Origin of the sequence: Methylobacterium sp. Leaf100, assembly GCF_001422845.1 — a bacterium.
Classification (GTDB): Bacteria; Pseudomonadota; Alphaproteobacteria; order Rhizobiales; family Beijerinckiaceae; genus Methylobacterium.
Genome location: NZ_LMMW01000062.1, coordinates 141,326 through 158,192 on the forward strand (window position 1 = coordinate 141,326; position 16,867 = coordinate 158,192).

At 66.9% G+C, this 16,867-nt stretch carries 14 protein-coding genes; 5 read left to right on the forward strand and 9 right to left on the reverse strand.

The window, feature by feature from the left end; genetic code table 11:
- Nucleotides 1-2 precede the first annotated feature (2 nt).
- From ASF25_RS20725 to ASF25_RS22360, 3 genes are all read left to right on the forward strand, one after another.
- A complete protein-coding gene (locus ASF25_RS20725) occupies nucleotides 3-350 on the forward strand; it encodes a hypothetical protein (protein WP_082479323.1) in 348 nt (115 codons plus the stop codon).
- 34 nt (nucleotides 351-384) lie between these two features.
- The gene (locus tag ASF25_RS20730; protein ID WP_056306627.1) at nucleotides 385-1,968 is read left to right on the forward strand and encodes a cytochrome c; all 1,584 of its coding nucleotides are present in this window, start codon (nucleotides 385-387) and stop codon (nucleotides 1,966-1,968) included.
- A 174-nt stretch (nucleotides 1,969-2,142) separates the two neighbouring features.
- Entirely contained in the window at nucleotides 2,143-2,511 is a 369-nt protein-coding gene (locus ASF25_RS22360; RefSeq protein WP_244473120.1) for a PilZ domain-containing protein, read from the forward strand.
- 172 nt (nucleotides 2,512-2,683) lie between these two features.
- Here ASF25_RS22360 and ASF25_RS20745 read toward each other — a convergent pair whose 3' ends face one another.
- Nucleotides 2,684-3,943, reverse strand: coding sequence for a glycosyltransferase family 87 protein (locus ASF25_RS20745; RefSeq protein ID WP_056306647.1), 1,260 nt, complete (start codon nucleotides 3,941-3,943; stop codon nucleotides 2,684-2,686).
- A gap of 247 nt (nucleotides 3,944-4,190) precedes the next feature.
- Between ASF25_RS20745 and ASF25_RS23325 the strand changes: the two genes are divergently transcribed.
- A complete protein-coding gene (locus ASF25_RS23325) occupies nucleotides 4,191-4,682 on the forward strand; it encodes a hypothetical protein (protein ID WP_056306628.1) in 492 nt (163 codons plus the stop codon).
- A 59-nt stretch (nucleotides 4,683-4,741) separates the two neighbouring features.
- On the opposite strand, the gene ASF25_RS20755 is transcribed toward ASF25_RS23325, so the two are convergent.
- The 6 genes from ASF25_RS20755 to ASF25_RS20780 all read right to left on the reverse strand — a co-directional run bounded on the left by ASF25_RS20755 (nucleotide 4,742) and on the right by ASF25_RS20780 (nucleotide 11,485).
- Nucleotides 4,742-5,602 carry a transglutaminase family protein gene (locus ASF25_RS20755; protein ID WP_056167310.1) on the reverse strand — a complete coding sequence of 287 codons (861 nt, stop codon included), beginning with the start codon at nucleotides 5,600-5,602 and terminating at the stop codon, nucleotides 4,742-4,744.
- Between the two features lie 134 nt (nucleotides 5,603-5,736).
- Complete coding sequence (locus tag ASF25_RS20760; RefSeq protein WP_056267332.1) at nucleotides 5,737-6,330, reverse strand: LUD domain-containing protein; 594 nt, start codon at nucleotides 6,328-6,330, stop codon at nucleotides 5,737-5,739.
- Nucleotides 6,327-7,871 (reverse strand): lactate utilization protein B, encoded by a 1,545-nt coding sequence (locus ASF25_RS20765; RefSeq protein ID WP_056267334.1) that lies wholly within the window; start codon nucleotides 7,869-7,871, stop codon nucleotides 6,327-6,329. Before ASF25_RS20765 ends, ASF25_RS20760 begins: the two co-directional genes overlap by 4 nt.
- Nucleotides 7,868-8,611: a (Fe-S)-binding protein gene (locus ASF25_RS20770; protein WP_056167303.1), complete on the reverse strand. Its 744-nt coding sequence runs from the start codon at nucleotides 8,609-8,611 to the stop codon at nucleotides 7,868-7,870. Before ASF25_RS20770 ends, ASF25_RS20765 begins: the two co-directional genes overlap by 4 nt.
- Before the next feature lie 75 nt (nucleotides 8,612-8,686).
- Nucleotides 8,687-10,447: a ubiquinone-dependent pyruvate dehydrogenase gene (poxB, locus tag ASF25_RS20775; protein ID WP_056306629.1), complete on the reverse strand. Its 1,761-nt coding sequence runs from the start codon at nucleotides 10,445-10,447 to the stop codon at nucleotides 8,687-8,689.
- Between the two features lie 243 nt (nucleotides 10,448-10,690).
- Complete coding sequence (locus ASF25_RS20780) at nucleotides 10,691-11,485, reverse strand: response regulator transcription factor (RefSeq protein WP_082479327.1); 795 nt, start codon at nucleotides 11,483-11,485, stop codon at nucleotides 10,691-10,693.
- Between the two features lie 1,655 nt (nucleotides 11,486-13,140).
- On the opposite strand from ASF25_RS20780, the gene ASF25_RS20785 reads away from it, so the two are divergent.
- Complete coding sequence (locus ASF25_RS20785) at nucleotides 13,141-13,356, forward strand: hypothetical protein (RefSeq protein ID WP_056167296.1); 216 nt, start codon at nucleotides 13,141-13,143, stop codon at nucleotides 13,354-13,356.
- 146 nt (nucleotides 13,357-13,502) lie between these two features.
- On the opposite strand, the gene ASF25_RS20790 is transcribed toward ASF25_RS20785, so the two are convergent.
- Together ASF25_RS20790 and ASF25_RS20795 are read right to left on the reverse strand one after the other, a co-directional pair.
- Nucleotides 13,503-15,245 carry a tyrosine-protein kinase domain-containing protein gene (locus ASF25_RS20790; protein ID WP_056306630.1) on the reverse strand — a complete coding sequence of 581 codons (1,743 nt, stop codon included), beginning with the start codon at nucleotides 15,243-15,245 and terminating at the stop codon, nucleotides 13,503-13,505.
- A gap of 118 nt (nucleotides 15,246-15,363) precedes the next feature.
- Nucleotides 15,364-16,692, reverse strand: a complete 1,329-nt coding sequence (locus ASF25_RS20795) for a polysaccharide biosynthesis/export family protein (protein ID WP_162238653.1) — start codon at nucleotides 16,690-16,692, stop codon at nucleotides 15,364-15,366.
- Between the last annotated feature and the right edge of the window lie 175 nt (nucleotides 16,693-16,867).

Consider the following 16,867-nt stretch of genomic DNA (forward strand, 5'->3'; position numbering starts at 1 on the left):
CGATGGCTTGGCTGTTCGCTTCCGGGCACGTCGTCGACGCCATCCTCGTCCTCGTCGCCTGCGAAGCCCTCGTCCTCGTGGCATGGGGGCGCCGGCTCGCCCTGCGCCCCCTCCTGTTCAACCTCGCCTCGGGCGCGGCCCTGATGCTCGCCGTCCGGACGGCGCTGACGGGCGGGCCGTGGTGGACGACTGCCGCGTGCCTGTTCCTCTCGTTCCTGGCGCACGCGACGGAGCTCGGACTGCGTCTGCGAACTGCCACCAAAGCGTGCGCCGCCTGCGGCAACGCACCCGGATCGGCTGGCGGAACAATGCCGAAAACCGTCGCGTTCCCGAGCCATGAGTTAATATAGTTCCAGATTTCTGATCGTGTGGAGAACAGGTGTGATGCATCGCCTCGTCGCCCTCGGCCTCGGCCCTGGCCTTCTCCTATGCTCCGCGATCGAGCCGGCAGCCGCCCAGGACGCCCAGGCCGCGTTGATCAAGCGCGGCGAGTATCTCACCACCGCGGGCGATTGCGTCGCCTGTCATACCGCTCCCGGCGGCAAGCCGTTTGCCGGCAACTATGTCCTCGATACGCCCATCGGCAAGATCCGCACGCCCAACCTGACACCCGACAAGGAGACGGGGCTCGGCAATTGGAGTGCCGACGAGTTCTACCGCGCCTTCCACGACGGCATCACCAAGGACGGATCGTATCTCTACCCGGCGTTCCCCTTCGCCTGGTACACGAAGGTCACCCGGGAGGATGCCGACGCGATCTTCGCCTACCTCCAGTCCCTCGAAGCCGTGCGCGAGGTCCGCAAGCCTTCCGAGATCCCGTTTCCGTTCAACATCCGCACGGCTCTGATCACGTGGCGCACGGCGTTCTTCACGCCGGGGGAGTTCAAGCCCGACCCTGAATCGTCCGCCGAAGTGAACCGGGGCGGCTACCTCGTGGAAGGGTTGGGCCATTGTGGCATGTGTCACAACGCCAACAAGATCGTCGGCAACAGCGGCTTGGCGGGCAAGCTCGGCGGTGGCGTCATCGACGGCTGGTATGCGCCCAACATCACGCCCGACGACCACACGGGCATCGGCGCCTGGACCGATGAGCAGGTGGTGACCTATCTCAAGACCGGAACCGCTCCGGGTGACCGCCCCGGCGTCGCCGCTGGCCCCATGCGCCAGACGATCCAGGAATCCCTGTCCAAGATGACCGATGCCGACCTCAAGGCGATGGTCGCGTATCTGCGCACACAGAAGGCCAAGGAAACCTACAAGACCAAGGATCTCCAGGCTTTCAACGCGGCCGGAGCGCCGGGCGCCGGGACTTACCTGAGCTACTGTTCCTCGTGTCATAAACCGGACGGCAAGGGCGTCGAGGGCGCGATTCCGGCTCTCGCCGGCAACACTTCGGTTCAGGCACAAGGGCCCGAGACGGTGATCCGCGTCATCCTGGGCGGCCTCGCCGCCCAGAACGATTACGCCCCGATGCCCGCCATCGGCGCCGGCATGACCGATGCGGAGGTGGCCGACGTCACCGATTACATCCGCAATGCCTGGGGCAACAGCGCCCCCGTCATCACCGAACGCGGCGTGGTGGCCGCGGCGCGGGAGAAGACGCAGACCATGCTGGCCGGCAGTGCGCCATGCGCCGAGGTCGCGCAGCCCGAGGTCGCCAAGGCCCTCGATGAAGCCGGGGCTGACGAAGCTCTGAAAGGCCTGACGCCGGCCGACTTCATTCCGCGTCTCGACGCTCTCTTGCCCCGCATCAAGGCGGCGGCCCCGGGAGCCAAGGACGACGACATCGTCAACGCGGTCACCACGGCCTTCTGCAAGGCGAGCCGTGACGATCCGGCCTACCGGAAAACCGGCTGGCATGCAGTCATCGGAAGTTTTTCGAATGTCGCCTATAGTCAGATCAAGAATCCAGAGAAGCAGGCTTCGACCCCTGGACCGATTTCTCCCGGAGCGCCCCGTCCGAACTAGACTCGCGACTGCAGCTGGGGGTGGAATTCCATCGAACTTGTTTGCGATCACGGGGCTGTGATCGCAAAGCGTTTGTACGGTATCGCTTCGTAAATCTCTCCCGCTCACTGTGCTTGGTGAGGAGTTCAGCGAAGGACGATGCGCGTGACAGCGAGTGCCGAGAGCGCGACGGAATTGGCGCGGCGCGAAGTGCGCAGCGAAACGAACTGGATCGCGACGATTCGGTTTCGCGACGGCACAGAGGTTCCGTGCACCGTGAAGGACGTATCGAAATCGGGTGCGAAGATTGGCGTTCCGGCGAGTTTGGCGTTGCCGGATGTCTTCATGCTGCGGATCATCGGCCGCGATTTCCTCTGCCTCGTCCGTCTGGCCTGGCGCCGGGGTGATTACGTCGGCGTGCGGATCGAGCGTGTCGGCAAGGTGCCGACGCCGGCTGCCCCGGTGGAGGCGCCGGTGCTTACCCCTACCCCGCCCGTGAACGAGCCGCAGAGCACGCCCTCGTCCGGGGGCCTTCGGCGCGCACGCGGTATCTCGGCGTTCTAGGCTTCTGCCCGCTCGTTTCGAGCCGGATCGGGGATGTGGGTCACGCGCCTTCCGAACAACCGGCCTTCGCATCGTCGAAGCGCTCTACAGCGAAGACGGCACGCCTCACGCGCGAAGGCTCGGCATATCCGACCGCTGCGGTTTCCGGGCCGCGTGAACCGCAGCGCCGGTCTCACAACATCTCCGGTACGGCCTGTGCGGGCGGGCGCTGGAGCACCCGCCAGATCAGTCCCACCAGTCCCACCAGTCCAACACCGGCCAGAGACAGGGGCATCGCCCCGAGGGCGAGGCCTTCTTCGCCGTACCTGACACGCAACGCACCCGTCATGGCCAAGCCCCATCCGGAGGCGATCCAGGCGAGGGTGAAGACGGCCGTCCGTTCGCGCGCCGTCGTGCGCGCCATGAGATCGGGGGCGAGGAGCGCCAAGCCGACACCGAGGATCGGAAGATCGTAATCGTAGGCGTAGGGGCTCACCAGAAGGCTCGCGACGGCAGTGAGCCCGATCACCTGGCGGGTCGGCATCCGGCGGCGGATGGCGAGGGCCACGAGACCGAGGGCGAGGAATGCGACGCAGGCCTGAACCGCCATGGCCACCGCGGCGGACGCGCCGAGGGTCCGCACGACGGCATAGGCCGAGATCATCCGGAACAGGGGATAGAGCCCCTGTTCCAGGAAGGCCCCCGCCTCGGCGACACCACCGAGGAACGCCCTCCAGACGGACGGGCCGAGCACCAGGGTGGCGAGCGCGGCCGATGCGCCCGCCACGCCCGCGGCGATGAGTGCCGTGCGCCAGTCGCGGGTCATCGCGGCCTGGAGCGCGAAGCCGACGGCGAGATGCGGCTTGATCGCCATCAGGCCCAGGGGCAGCCCGGCGCGCGGGTCGTGGCGCGCGAGATAGAGGCAGGCCAGGCCGATGAGGCTGCCGCTCAGGAACCCGTTCTGGCCGCAGGCGATGGTGACGATCAAGGCGGGAAACACGAGGGCGAGGAGCGCGCCGAGATGCTGTGGGGCCAGACGCCGCAGGACCATCAGATAAGCCGCCAGGGTGCCGCCCGTGAACAGCAGGTAGGCCAGTCCACGGGGGAGGAGCGCGAAGGGCGCCACCACCAGGTTGAAGACGGGCGGGTAGGTCCAGGGCAGGAAGGTATCGGGCGCCCCGAGGGTGCGCTGTGCCAGAAGCAGCGTCGTGAAATGGTACGCCTGTTCGACCTCTCCGCGCCAGACAAGGCGGCCCGCGATCAGGAACGCGTCGAAATCGATGAGCGCCGTGATCCGCCCGAGCGGTGGCCAGGTGAGCTCGATCGCCTTCGTGACCAGCAGCACGAAGAGGAGAGAGAAGATCACCCTTTGTAGCAGGGGCGACCGGATCGGATCCGCGACGGATCGGGCGACGGCCGGATCGTCGGAGGTTCCGGCCAGGGCAGTGCGCATGATCTTCGTCTCGGTTGGGACCGGCGGCGAGCCGAACCCCGTCATCGTGCGCCGACCCTTGCCGATAGTCCTTTAAGAGTCCGTGAAATGGGCCGTGCCGCTGCTTTGCGTGGGCCCTCGGCGGATCGCTGGCGCGGGCCGGCGGACGTGATAGGACATCGGCACGTCGGCGGCGGGGTGCGGCCCGCGTTGCGCAGGTGCGGCCGATCCATGTCGGCGGTGGGCACCATCGGAGAGGATCGAGATCGTGCGTTCTGGACTTGCCGTCTTCCTCGGCGCCCTCCTCGGGGCGGCCCTCTTCGGTTCGGTTCCGGCCCGGGCGCAGCTCGATATCGACGATCTCGTTCCCTGCGCGCAGGAAGGGCAGGTCTGCCGCATGCCCCACGCGACCAACGTCTATTTCGGCGTCACCGGCCGCACGAACGGGCGCCCCTTCCCGCAGGGCGGCTCGATCCTGTGCGCCGTCTCGACCTTCGGCGATCCGGCTCCGGGCCTCAGCAAGATGTGCTGGTACGCGCCGCTGGCCGCCTCCGGCCGTCGCGAGGAGCCCCGGGGACGGGATCTTCGCGATGACGACGGGCGTGGCCGCCGCGACAATCGCCGGGACGAGCGCGACGACGACCGTGATGATCGCGTCCGCGGTCGGGGCGATTCCGAGCGCCGGTCGGACGGCTACGACCGGCGCGGCTCGGATGCCTACGAGCGTCCCCGGCGCGATCGGGATTCCGGCCGGTACTGAATCTGTGGCTCGGTCACGCTCCGGCGGGGCGACCAGCCGCGTCGGCGCTCCGATGAACGTCAGGCGGCACCCGCATGCGGCGCCGGCACCTCCGTCGAGATGGCGTCCACCGTTCGCTGGGGCGGGCTGCCCAGGCCGTCCGAGCGGACGATGCGGATCTGCTGGTTGATGGGCTGCATGTTGCCGTAGGGCGTCGAGAATGCGATCTCGGCGGCATCCCGGCCGACGCCGATGCGGACGAGACCGTCGAGGTCGGCCTGTCGCGTCGCGTCGAACAGCCACCAGCGCCCGTCGAGATAGGCCTCGAAAACCGCGTGGAAGTCGCTCGGCACGAGGCCGTGGGCGTAGCAGCTCACGAAGCGGGCGGGGATGCCGAGCGCCCGGCAGAACGCCGTGCCGATATGTGCGAAGTCGCGGCAGACGCCGGCGCGCTTCAGCAGGCTCTCGTCGGCGGTGGTCTCGCCGTCGCTGGTGCCGGGCTGGTAGGTCAGGTGGTCGTGGATCCAGTTGCAGATCTGGTTCACGCGGGCATGGCCCTTGGGCAGGGCGCCGAACTCGGCCTGGGCGAAGGGTGTCAGGCGGTCCGACGAGACGAAGCGGCTCGGCAGCAGGAAGGGCAGGATGTCGAGGGGCAGTTGGCCGATCGGCGTCTCGTTGATGGTGGCCGGGTCGGCCCGGTGGACGGTGAGTTCGACCTCGGCGTTGTATTCCAGCGCGAACTGCCCCATCGGCACGTTGACGCCGAGATAGCGGTTCAGGAGATCGGGCGTCGTGTAGATGTCGCGCTTGAGATTGGGGGTCAGCACCAGGGATTCACTGAGGATCTCCAGGCTCCGCAGCTTGGCGACTTCCAGGTTGAAGATGAAGGTCGTGTCCGAGAGGATGTTGTACGACAGGCTGCAGCCGAGGGTGTAGCGCATGGAAGCTCCTTCCTTTGTGCCCGCACGGGTGCAAGCCTTTGTGCCCGCACGGGTGCAAGGATTACGCCCGTTCGGACGGAAAAGCTCCGCGATCGAGCCACCCCTGCCCTCCCCGCGCGCCATGCTCGGATCGCTCAGGCCCGGGGCAGCAGGATCACCGTGAGGGAGCGCACGCCCTGCGCCCCATGGATCAGCACACCCTCGATATCGGCGGTGGCCGAAGGGCCGGTGTGGAGCACGGCGTAGGCGGCGCGGCCGAAATCGGGCCGGCGATAGGCCGCCTGGATGTTGACCAGGATATCGGCCGGATCGAGCAACACCACGAGGTGCTGGGCGAGGTAGGCCACGGCGTTCACCTGCAACTCGTCCTGGGTGAACAGCACCGAGCCGGTCTCGGCGACACCGAACACCGCGCGCACGATGGCGACATCGACGTCGGCGAGGTCCTGCGGGCGGGCGACCGCTCCGAGATCACGGTTTCCCGTGATCTCCGGCACGGCGGAGGCGATGACGGCCGCCGTGTCGAGACGCTCGCGCACGGCGGCGAACGGATCGGCGCCTGGGACCGGGGCGGCGATGCGGCCGCCCATGCGCTTCAGGCGCTCGCCGAACTCCGCCACGTGGTCGTCGCCCACGAGGGGGGGAAACACCGGCACCTCCGGCAGGGGATGGTCGCCCGCCGGGCGGTTCTTCCGGATGCGGGCCAGGGTGTCGTCACGGGCGCTCATTTGGCGCCGTCCTGCTTGGTCATCCGGTTCTGCTTGTACCAGCTATGGAAGCTCTGGCGCGGGGTCTCGGGCATCTCGCGGCCCTTCCCCCAGGTGTTGAGCGGGTTGTAGACGGCGAAGCGCGGCAGGGCCCTGAGGGCGGAATCGGCCGCCCCGATGGCGGCGCGGTAGGCGGCCGGCCGGCTCAACACCTGACCCGCCGCCTTCATCATTCCCTGCTTTAGCAAAGGAATCTGGTGCTCCTCGGCCAGGACCTTGCGCCACGCGAAGATCTGCTCGTGAATGTTGATCTTCACCGGGCAGACGTTGGTGCAGGAGCCGTTCATGGTCGAGGAGAACGGCAGGGTCGAATACTTGCGCTTGTTGAAGGTCGGGTCGATGATGAGCCCGATGGGTCCCGAATAGGTGGCGCCGTAGGACAGGCCGCCCGAGCGCCGGTAGACCGGACAGGTGTTCATGCAGGCGCCGCAGCGGATGCATTTGAGCGAGGTCCAGAACTCCTCCATCCCGAGGCGCTCGGAACGGCCGTTGTCGACCAGCACCATGTGCATTTCGGTGCCTTCACGCGGCCCCCTGAAATGCGAAGTGTACTGGGTGATCGGCGAGCCCAGCGCCGAGCGCGACAGCAGGCGGATGAACACGCCGAGATGCTCGATGCGCGGGATCAGCTTCTCGATGCCGATGGAGTGGATCTGAAGCTTGGGCACGTTGCCCGAGAGGTCGGCATTGCCCTCGTTGGTGCAGGTGACGACGGTGCCGGTTTCCGCGATGGCGAAGTTGCAGCCGGTCATCCCCGCATCCGCCTCCAGGATGAGGGGACGCGTGTGCATGCGCTGGCTCTCGGCCAGGTAGTGAGCGTCGTCGTTCTCCGGGTCGGTGCCCATGGTCCGGGCGAAGACTTCCGCCACGTCGAACCGGGTCTTGTGCACCGCCGGCACGACGACGTGGCTCGGCTCCTCGTTGTCGAGTTGCTGGATGCGCTCGCCGAGATCGGTCTCGATCACTTCGATGCCGGTGCCGGCCATGTAATGGCGAAAGCCGCACTCCTCCGTGAGCATGGATTTGGACTTGATCAGCGTCTTCGCGCCGTGATCCTTGAGAATGCCGTGGACGATGCGGTTGTGGTCGGCCCCGTCCGCCGCCCAGTGGACGTGAACACCGTTGGCCCGGGCGTTCGCCTCGAACTCCTCGAGGTATCTGTCGAGGTTCGACAGGGTGTGGGTCTTGATCTGGGAGGCGAGTTCGCGAAGCTCCTCCCATTCGGGAATGCCGAAGGCCGCGACATCGCGCTTGCCGCGCAGGTCCCACAGGCGGGCATCGTGCGCCTTCTGGTGCAGGGGGGCGGCCAGAAAGCGCTCGGCGGCCTCGGCCTGGTCGATGGGCCGGTCGCCGCGGATCTTCGCGCCGCGGGGCTGCGGTTCGCGGGGCGCCTTCACCGCCACAGGCTTCGTCGCGGCTTCCGCGTGCTGGAGGCGCCGGCCGTCCTGGCCGTGGTCGCTCTCGGGAGCCGTCTCGCGCAGGCCCTGATCCTCGATGCTCATGCGGCGGCTCCGTTGAGGATGCGGGCGATGTGGATGAACTTCAGGGGCGTGCCGAGCCGGGCGGCGCAGCCCTTCTGGTGCATCATGCAGGAGGAATCGGCCGAGACCACGTAGGCGGCGCCGGCCTGGGCGTGGTCGGTCACCTTGTCGTAGCCCATCTTGGCCGAGACGGCCGGCTCGAACACCGAGAAGGTGCCGCCGAAGCCGCAGCACTCGTCGGGGCGGGCGGGCGTGACGATCTCGATGCCCTTGACCTTGCTGAGGAGGTCGAGGGGCTTGGAGTAGTAGGGCTTGTTCAGCTCGGACGGCCGGGCGTGGTGGATGCCCCGCAGGGCGTTGCAGTTCGAGTGGTAGCCGACCTTGTGCGGGAAGGAGGCCCAGGGGAATTCCTCGACCTTCAGGATGTCGTGCAGGAATTCCACCAGTTCGAAGGTCTTTGCCCGGACATCCTTCACGTCGTCCGTCTGCGGGATGGCGGTCAGGTGCTCGCGGACCTGATGCGCGCACGAGCCCGACGGCGTGACGACGTAGTCGAACCCGGTGAAGTTCTTCACGAACAAGGCTTCGGTGGCGGCCGCCTCGGCATGGCAGCCGGTGTTGGTCATCGGCTGGCCGCAGCAGGTCTGGTCGAACGGGTAATGGACGTCGAGGCCGAAGCGTTCGAGCAGTTCGAGGGTGGCGATGCCCACCTCCGGCTCGAAGGCATCGACGTAGCACGGCACGAACAGTCCGATGCGCATGGCGTTTTTCTTCATTTCGTGGGCGGCGCCGGAGCGCCGCCCACCCTGGAAACATTCGAAACGATGGTTCCGGTTCTAGCGAAGCAAGTTCGTCTTGGCGAGGTCGAGGACGGAATCGCCGCGCCCGCTCATGACCGCACGCATGACGTAGAGGCTGAACCCCTTGACCTGCTGACCGTCGATCTTGGGCGGCATCGACAGCTCCTGGCGGGCCACCACCACATCGAGGAGCGCGGGGCCGTCATGGGCCAGCACCTCCCGCACGGCGCCCTCCAGTTCGGCCGGGTCCTCGACCCGCACGGCATGGATGCCCGCACCCCGGGCCATGGCGGCAAAGTCCGGATTGTCGAGGGCGACCCCGGTCTCGATGTAACCGGCAGCCTTCATCTCCATCTCGACGAAGCCCAGCGTGCCGTTGTTGAACACCACCACCTTCAGGGGGAGCTTCTCCTGTCGCAGCGTCAGCAGGTCGCCCATCAGCATGGTGAAGCCGCCGTCGCCCGAGAGCGAGACCACCTGCCGCCCCGGCTGCGCCGCCTGCGCACCGATGCCCTGCGCCATGGCGTTGGCCATGGAGCCGTGGACCCACGAGCCCAGCAGGCGGCGCTTGCCGTTCATCTTGAGGTAGCGCGCCGCCCAGATCGTCGGCGTGCCGACATCGGCGGTGAAGACCGCGTCCTCGGCGGCCGCTTCGCTCAGGAGCTTGGTGAGGTATTGCGGGTGGATGTGGTTCGTTCCGGCCTTCAGTCCGAACCAGCCCTTCTTCGGGGCGCCGGTGGCGAGGTCGTCCAAGTCCTCGCGGGCCTTGGCGTAGTGCTTGAGCGCCGCGTCGAGGTGCTTGCGGTCGTCCTTCGGGGCGAGCTTCGGCATCAGGGCCGCGATCGTGTCCTTCACGTCGCCGACGAGGCCGAGATCGAGCTTGCACCGGCGGCCGAGCTGTTCGGGGCGGAGATCCACCTGGGCGATCTTCGCATCCGTCGGGTAGAACTGCCGGTAGGGAAAGTCGGTGCCGAGCATCAGCAGGGTATCGCAGCCCATGATGGCGGCGTAGCCCGACGAGAAGCCGATGAGGCCCGTCATGCCGACATCGTAGGGGTTGTCGTACTCGACGAACTCCTTGCCGCCGAGCGCGTGGACGATGGGGCTCTTCAGGGTCTCGGCGAGCTGCAGCAACTCGGCATGCGCTCCGGCGCAGCCCCGACCGCACAGGAGTGTGACGCGGCGCGAACCGTTGAGGAGGTCGGCCAAGGCGTCGAGTTCCCGGGTGGCGGGGCGCACCATCGGCTTTCTCGGAATCAGGCCGGCATTCGGCGCGATGTCCCGCTCCGGCGCGTCCTTCAGGGCGACATCGCCCGGGATCACCACCACGGCGACGCCGGACAGCCCGATGGCCGCCCGCATGGCGTTCTCCAGAACCTGTGGCAGTTGCGAGGGGTCCGAGACCATCTCGCAGTAATGGCTGCATTCGCGGAACAGGTTTTCGGGGTGGGTCTCCTGGAAGTACCCGGAGCCGATCTCGGCAGACGGGATGTGGGCCGCGATGGCAAGCACCGGCGTCCGCGAGCGATGGCAATCGAACAGGCCGTTGATGAGGTGCAGGTTGCCCGGGCCGCACGAGCCGGCACAAACGGAGAGTGCGCCGGTGATCTGGCTCTCGGCTCCGGCCGCGAAAGCCGCGACCTCCTCGTGGCGCACATGCACCCACTCGATGGTGTCGCGGGCCCGCAGGGATTCCGTCAGGGCGTTCAGGCTGTCGCCGACGAGGCCGTAGATCCGGGCGACGCCCGCCTGCTCGAGGGTCTCGACGATAAGGTCTGCGACGGTGACGATCTTCATGGGCTTGATCCCTCTGCTGGGATTTCAAACCGTACGGGATCGCCGCGCGTTCCCGGATTGCTGCGTTGCGGCAAAGTCAAGCGCGCTGTCCGCCGGGCCGTCGCGGAAATTGCCGGCGGACGGAGGTGGTGCGCGGCCAAACCCCGAAGTGTCTGCGCCGAACGTCGCCGCAGCCGGTTCTTGCACCGCGCAACGACCTCGGACGCTCCGAGACGAACACCCGGAGGGTATCGTCACCGACAGCTATTCGTTGGTAAAGTATTTGTTCGTGAGGTAGGCGACCTCGGTGCGGTTCTTGGCCTTGAGCTTCTTCATGATGTTGCGAACGTGAACCTTTACGGTACTCTCGCACATGTTGAGTTCGTAGGCGATGATCTTGTTCGGCGTGCCTTTCCGCAGGGCGCGGGCGACGCTCATCTGTCGCGGGGAAAACGCTTCATCGTCCGTCCTCACCGGTTGTGGCTTCGCGGAAGCGTTGGCCAGGGCGTTCAGCATGCAGGCCGCGGGCACATAGACGCCGCCGGCACGGACGAGATGCAGGGCCTGCACGGCAACGTCGAGGGAGCTGGTCGTCGGGATATAGCCCTTCACGCCCAACTGAAGAATCTTGACGATGGTTTCGGGGCTCTCGCTGTCCGACATCACCATGGTCGGGATCGTCTCGTTCCAGGCGCCGAGCTCGGCCAGGTCGTGGCTGATGGCGGCGAGGTCCGCGTCCGCCGCCTGGTGTCCAGGCAGGCAGAACACCACGAGGCAGGCAGCCAGACGCGAGACCTCGCTCTTCCATTGGTCGAGACTCGGATACAGTTCGAAGGTCGAGATCTTGTCGGCAGTGCGAAGCGAGGCGAGGAGGCACTGTCCGACCAGAGGACGGCGATCGATTAGAATGATCGTGTTGCCGATCGCGTTGGCCAGAACCACGCCGGCCGCCGTCAGGTCATTCTCCGAGGGGAGCGTATGATGACGATTCAAGTGACTTTCGAACTTGAAATTTTGTCCGGACGAGAGGCCGGCACGCACAATATCAATATTGCTCATGATAAAGCCCCTCTTTAATATAAATCTAGATACCAATACTATTTTCTGACAATTTTTAGTTTTTGCCCGAGCCTTGACGCTCGTACCCATCTCCACGATCCGACACGCCATCGGCGATGAGAGATGTTAGTGAAATCTTAACGGATTTGTCAAGCTAACTCATTACCCCTTTTGGCGTATTCGCGTCCTTGTCCTGGTGTTCGTCTGGTCGAATGCCTTGGGATGGAATCACCGAATGCAGTCTCGGCCGTGTTTTCGATGAAATGGTGCCTATCGCATTTCTCCAGCCGCGGACGACAAACCCATTCGTAGGAGCCATGTCTTCTGTCGGTTTCTCATCATCGGGAAAAAGGATCGTCCTTCGCGGGGCCGACCCATACGCTTCAGTTCGAGTTCCTGGGGGCGGCAGTCGACGGCGATACTGATGACGCAACGGTCGTCCACTGCCGCCCCCGCTTCCACCCGTCGCGATCGCCGGCTTCCTGTGTAGGGCGTTGCTGGGTTTCCCCGGCATCCCGACGGGGGCCTGGAGGGCGCTCCCCAGGGCTGTCCTGGTCCTGGCTGCCGCGATGGCGGCGGCCGCCCCGCAGCCGACGAGGGTGCGCTGGTCGCTCCGGCGCAGCTCGTCTCGCCTTCGCCGCCCTCGTGGCGGTGGGCGCGAGCGACCGCCACGGCTGGGGGGGCACCCTGGCGGTCCTCATCTGCCGTATCGCCTCCACGTTCGCCCAACGCTTCGCCGAGGCACCGTCGACGGCGGGCCTCATCCGGTTTCGCCGCGCCCCAGTGGCCGGCGTCACCGTGGGCTGAACAGCCGATCGCCCGCATGCAGAGACGAAGTCAGTAATCATCCGCACCCGAAACATGCCGCATCCGGCGGCGGGCTTGGGATTCGCTCACCTTGAGACTTAAATTCTCCGTTGCGAGATGATAGTGTCCGTCTTACGGCGAAACATCGCTGCATTTGATGTCTGCTTTTGGACGTACGGATATCCCGGGTGTTCTAATCCCGACGACAGATTTCAAGGGAGGTCTGAGCCGATGTGGGCCCTCGTTCATGACAATGGCAGTTCCACACCGGACCCCATCGCCGATGAGCGGGAAGCGGTGCGCGCGCATCTCCGCAAGATTTTGAAGCGCCTGTCGCGGAGCGGGAAATCGAACGACAATCAGCCCTAGATGCCATGGCGCGTCGCCTGTGCCGCTCGACGGCACTGGATCTCCGCAAATAGATCGCGCACTCGAGCCCCTTCTCCGGGGTAGAAGGCACTGGCCTGGCTCGTATAAGTCTCGCCTCCGGGGCGACAGGATCGATGTTCATACTCGGGCCGAACCGCCTGCGGCTCGCCTTGGGGAACGACGGGATCCGATGTGCATCGCGATCTCGATGCGCGTTCTCCGGTGCAGCTTGCGCGTGGATCGTGCAGGGTGGGCCTACCGACGCACGTCGATCGGGATGAAACCGTGATACCGGTCCGTACCTCCAAAGTGCATGCTCCGGAAGTATATTGCAATGATATCGGCCTGATCAATGTCAGACAGTAAATTAATTTATATGATCTGATGAGTATCGGTCGGATTTGGTACGGGAGCCTTCTCCGGATACGAAGGTATTCTTCCCGTTGTCGAGATGCAGCCTGCATCCATGGGAGGTTGAATTGCAGTCTCGCTTTCACTTCGACCTTGAGAACAAGCGTGAGGCGATCCGCGACGAGGAGGGCGTTCTGGCGGCCGATCTTGCGTGCGCGCTCGAACAGGTCGTCTCCGGCGTCGAGGAGATGCGCGCCTCCGGTGAATTGGAGGGGGCCGGCCGGGGCTGGTTCCTCGTCGTCCGGGACGCGGACGGCATCGTCAGGAAGCGTGTGCCGGTCTGAGCGACATCGCCCATCAGACAGGCCGAGCCCCCGCATCCGCCTGACCGCTGGGCATCCGCCTGACCGCCCGGCATGGACGGCAACCCGCTGCCCCGGAAGCACCGGGGAAATGAGACCGGGTCCGCCGGTCCGATCCAATGCACCGATCAGGCGCGAGCACCGGCCCGGCCGCTCGCACGGTACAGGAAGGCGGCGGCCGGGGAGCCCGCACGGCGGAGTGCGGCGACGTTCACCCGATTGAGGACGGTGCCCAGCAGCTTGTCCCGAAGCAGGCCGGCTTGCGCGACGCCGATACCCAGATGCTCCGCCTCGACCTGTCCCCAGCCCGCGACCAGGATGACGCCGCCGAGATACTGTACCGCCGCTCGCACCTCGGCGCCGGACGCGAGGGGGGCGAGGTCGCAGATGACGTAATCGTAGTCCTTCTTCGTCCCCTTGAGCAGGGTGTGCATCGCCTCGGTCCAGATCGGCGCGCTGCAGTGGGACGTGGCGTGGCCGATGGGCAGGAAGTGGAGCCCGTCCGCGGGGTCGGTCTGCACGAGGTCGGCGGGCCGCGCCTTGCCGACCGCGAGGCATTCGATCAGGCCGTCCTGCGACTGGCGCAGCAGCCGCTTCGTGAGCCCGGAATCCGTGGCGTTGCAGTCGATGAGCAGCACCCGCTCGCCGCACGCCGCGATGACGTGCGCGAGGTTGGCGGCCACCGTGGAGGCGCCCTCCCCCGGGAAGGTCGAAGTCACACCGATCCAGCGCGGAACCCGGCCGGCGAGGCCCGCGTCGATGGCGACCTTGGCGTGGCTCATGGTCTGGGCGAAGGCCGAGAACGGATGCTTCGCGGCGTAGCCGCTGAGCGGAAGCTGCCGCAGCAACGGGCCCTTGCGGCGCAGGCGCTCGCGCCAGCTGCGCAACCGCGCGACACGGTGCAGCCGCGGCACGATGCCGAGACATTCGGCCCCGGTGGCCCGCACGATCTGCTCGGGGCTCTGCACGGTGCGGTCGAGCATCTGCCGCAGCAGGGCGTAGGTGACCCCGAAGGCGCATCCGGCCAAGGCCGCGAGCGCGACGATCAGGAGACCGCGCGGGTTGCTCTTGTCGGTGGGAGGGGCGCCCTGGGCGATGATGCGCGTCTTCGGCCCGACATCGCGCAGACGCTCGCGCAGCCAGATGCTCGCCGATTGCGCCGCCTCGATCCGCGCGGCGACCTGATCGTCGACATAGGCTCGAGCGATCTCGTTGGCGATCCGCGCCGCCTCTTCGGGATCCGGGGCGGTGGCGACGATCATCACGATGTTGCTCATGCCGACCCGTTCGACGCTGTAATCCTGCTGCAGCCGTCGCATGGCAGCGCGACGCATCTCCCCCGGGTTGCGGGGCCCATCCGCTGCGGCGGGCTGGAGCGCCTCCGCGATGCCGCGCAATGCGCCGTCGAGGGGGCTGCGTGCCGCACCGTCCGGTTCTTCGGGGATGAGCCCGGAGACCCAGCTCGCGGCGCCTTCACGGAGCCGCTCGACGAGACCGGGCATCTCCGTGCTGCTCTCGGCGAGCCGCAGACGATCGACCACCGCAAGGGCGATCCTCTCGGAGCGCACGATCTGCATCTGCGTCTCGAGGAAGGACGGATCGGGCAGCGATTCGGCGAAGAGCGCGTCGTCCCGGCTGAAGGTCAGCTTCAGGTTCGTCAGCAGGAGTTGGGTGTGCGACTTGTAGATCACCGGTCGCATGACGACGTAGACCGCCGCCAGCGCCGCGCAGACCAGCGCCAGCTTGACGATGAGACCGAGCCGGCGGTGGACCGCGCTCATCATCCAGCGCCAGTCGATCGTTTCGCCCTCCCCCCCGAGGAAGAGCGGGTTGCCCACGAGGCTGGCGGGACTTCCCTTGACGTGCAGCATCGTTCTCGGCCTTCGATTGAAGCGGGTTTCGTCGGGGGCGTCAGGGCCGTTTCGCCCCGGGTTGCCCGTATGAATACCTGCCGCGGAGCGTCCGGCGCCCGGCTCTCCCTCGGCGGTTTCAGCGCACCACGTCGGCGGTGCGCTTCGCCCGCGCCTCCTCGGCGACGCGCGGGACCGGGGGGCGGGTCTGAGCCATGGCGGGCGTCGATCCCTCGCGGCGCTGCAGCTGCACCTTGAGGATGTCCCCGGGCAGCACGGGCGTCGTCTCGAACGCCTCGAACTCCCGGGTCTCGCCATCCTCGACCCGCACGACCGAGAACGTGAAGTGCACGGTGGGCTCGCCCCGAGCGCTCAAGGTGCCTTCGCCGGCCTGAGCGAGGCTTTCGCGCACGATGCGCTCCGCCGAGGCGATCCGGCCGTTGGTCTCGGTGATCTGCGTCTGGGTTTCCAGAAGGTCGCGCAGGGCGGCCACCGTACGCTCGGAGCGAACGGTGGCGAGGGTCCGCTCGGCGGTGTTGATGTTCTGGCGGGCCCGCAGGGCCAGGGTGTCGAACTCCTTCTGCTCGCGCTCGATCTGGGCCAGGGTGCGCTCCAGCGGCAGGACGCGCGACGTCGCGGTCAGGCCGCGGACGATGAGATCACGCACTTCGGCAAGCTCGCGCAGGACCGACTGCCGGAGCTTCTCCGTCGCCTCGCGCTGTCCCTTGAGGGAGACGATCTCGTCTTGATGCAGGGTGATGGACTGCTGCAGGGCCCGCAATTCGCTCTGCTGGTGCCCGCGCTGAGCGCGCAGCATCGACTGTTCGCTGCCGGAAAGGCCCGGCGCGGTCTCAGGCGCGGCTTCCGCCCCACCGATGGCGGCGGCCGGTTTCTCGAGCCAGGCGATCTCGGCCTTGAGCCGCGTCTCGCGGGCGGCGAGTTCCCGGCTCCTCTGGGCGAGGATCGGCAGCTCTCCCTCGGTCTTCAGCCGCTCTTGGACCACCGAGAAGGTCATTGCGTCCGGCCGGCGGTAGGCCCCCCCGGCGATGCTGACGGCGTTGAGCACCAGCATGCCCGGCCGATAGGCGTACTCGCCCGAGCGCTCGACGCTTCCGATGATGTAGTAGGGGCGGTACTGCGCCACCCCGACGGCGGTGTTCGGCGGTTCCGACAGGCCGGCTCGCGTCCTGAGGCGCGTCGAGATCTCCTGGGCGAGGTCGGCCGGCTGGAGGCCGGAGACCGGCACGTCGCCGATGAGCGGCAGCGAGATCAGCCCGTCCGCGCCGACGGTGAATTCGCCGGTGAGGGCCGGCCATTCGTAGACGTGGATGCGCAGGCGGTCCTGGGCGCCGAGCCGGTACTGCACGGCATCGGTGGCCCGAAGCGGGGTCGATCCGATGACGCACAGCCCGAGGCACAGGGCGGCGCGCAGGTGATTGACGGACGAGGTGATGCTTGAGGGGAACATGGCCAACCCATCGCTGCCGGTCGCCGGAGGATCATAGCTGCGGCCAAGATCGGGCCCGGACTCGGCCATTCGAGGATCGGAGCGCAAAGGACGGATCACTCGTGGGACAGGGATCCGTCCAATGGGGCCGGGACTACCCCCTTGGACTGAGGGCCCGGCGCGGGGCGGTCGCACG

Coding starts and splice junctions, on each gene's coding strand:
- ASF25_RS20745 (WP_056306647.1), bottom strand. CDS start 3,943: ATGCGCACTGCCCTGGCCGGAACCTCCGACGATCCGGCCGTCGCCCGA.
- ASF25_RS20780 (WP_082479327.1), bottom strand. CDS start 11,485: ATGAGCAATATTGATATTGTGCGTGCCGGCCTCTCGTCCGGACAAAAT.
- ASF25_RS20790 (WP_056306630.1), bottom strand. CDS start 15,245: ATGCTGCACGTCAAGGGAAGTCCCGCCAGCCTCGTGGGCAACCCGCTC.
- ASF25_RS20765 (WP_056267334.1), bottom strand. CDS start 7,871: ATGAGCATCGAGGATCAGGGCCTGCGCGAGACGGCTCCCGAGAGCGAC.
- ASF25_RS20760 (WP_056267332.1), bottom strand. CDS start 6,330: ATGAGCGCCCGTGACGACACCCTGGCCCGCATCCGGAAGAACCGCCCG.
- ASF25_RS20730 (WP_056306627.1), top strand. CDS start 385: ATGCATCGCCTCGTCGCCCTCGGCCTCGGCCCTGGCCTTCTCCTATGC.
- ASF25_RS20725 (WP_082479323.1), top strand. CDS start 3: ATGGCTTGGCTGTTCGCTTCCGGGCACGTCGTCGACGCCATCCTCGTC.
- poxB (WP_056306629.1), bottom strand. CDS start 10,447: ATGAAGATCGTCACCGTCGCAGACCTTATCGTCGAGACCCTCGAGCAG.
- ASF25_RS20770 (WP_056167303.1), bottom strand. CDS start 8,611: ATGCGCATCGGACTGTTCGTGCCGTGCTACGTCGATGCCTTCGAGCCG.
- ASF25_RS20795 (WP_162238653.1), bottom strand. CDS start 16,692: ATGTTCCCCTCAAGCATCACCTCGTCCGTCAATCACCTGCGCGCCGCC.
- ASF25_RS20755 (WP_056167310.1), bottom strand. CDS start 5,602: ATGCGCTACACCCTCGGCTGCAGCCTGTCGTACAACATCCTCTCGGAC.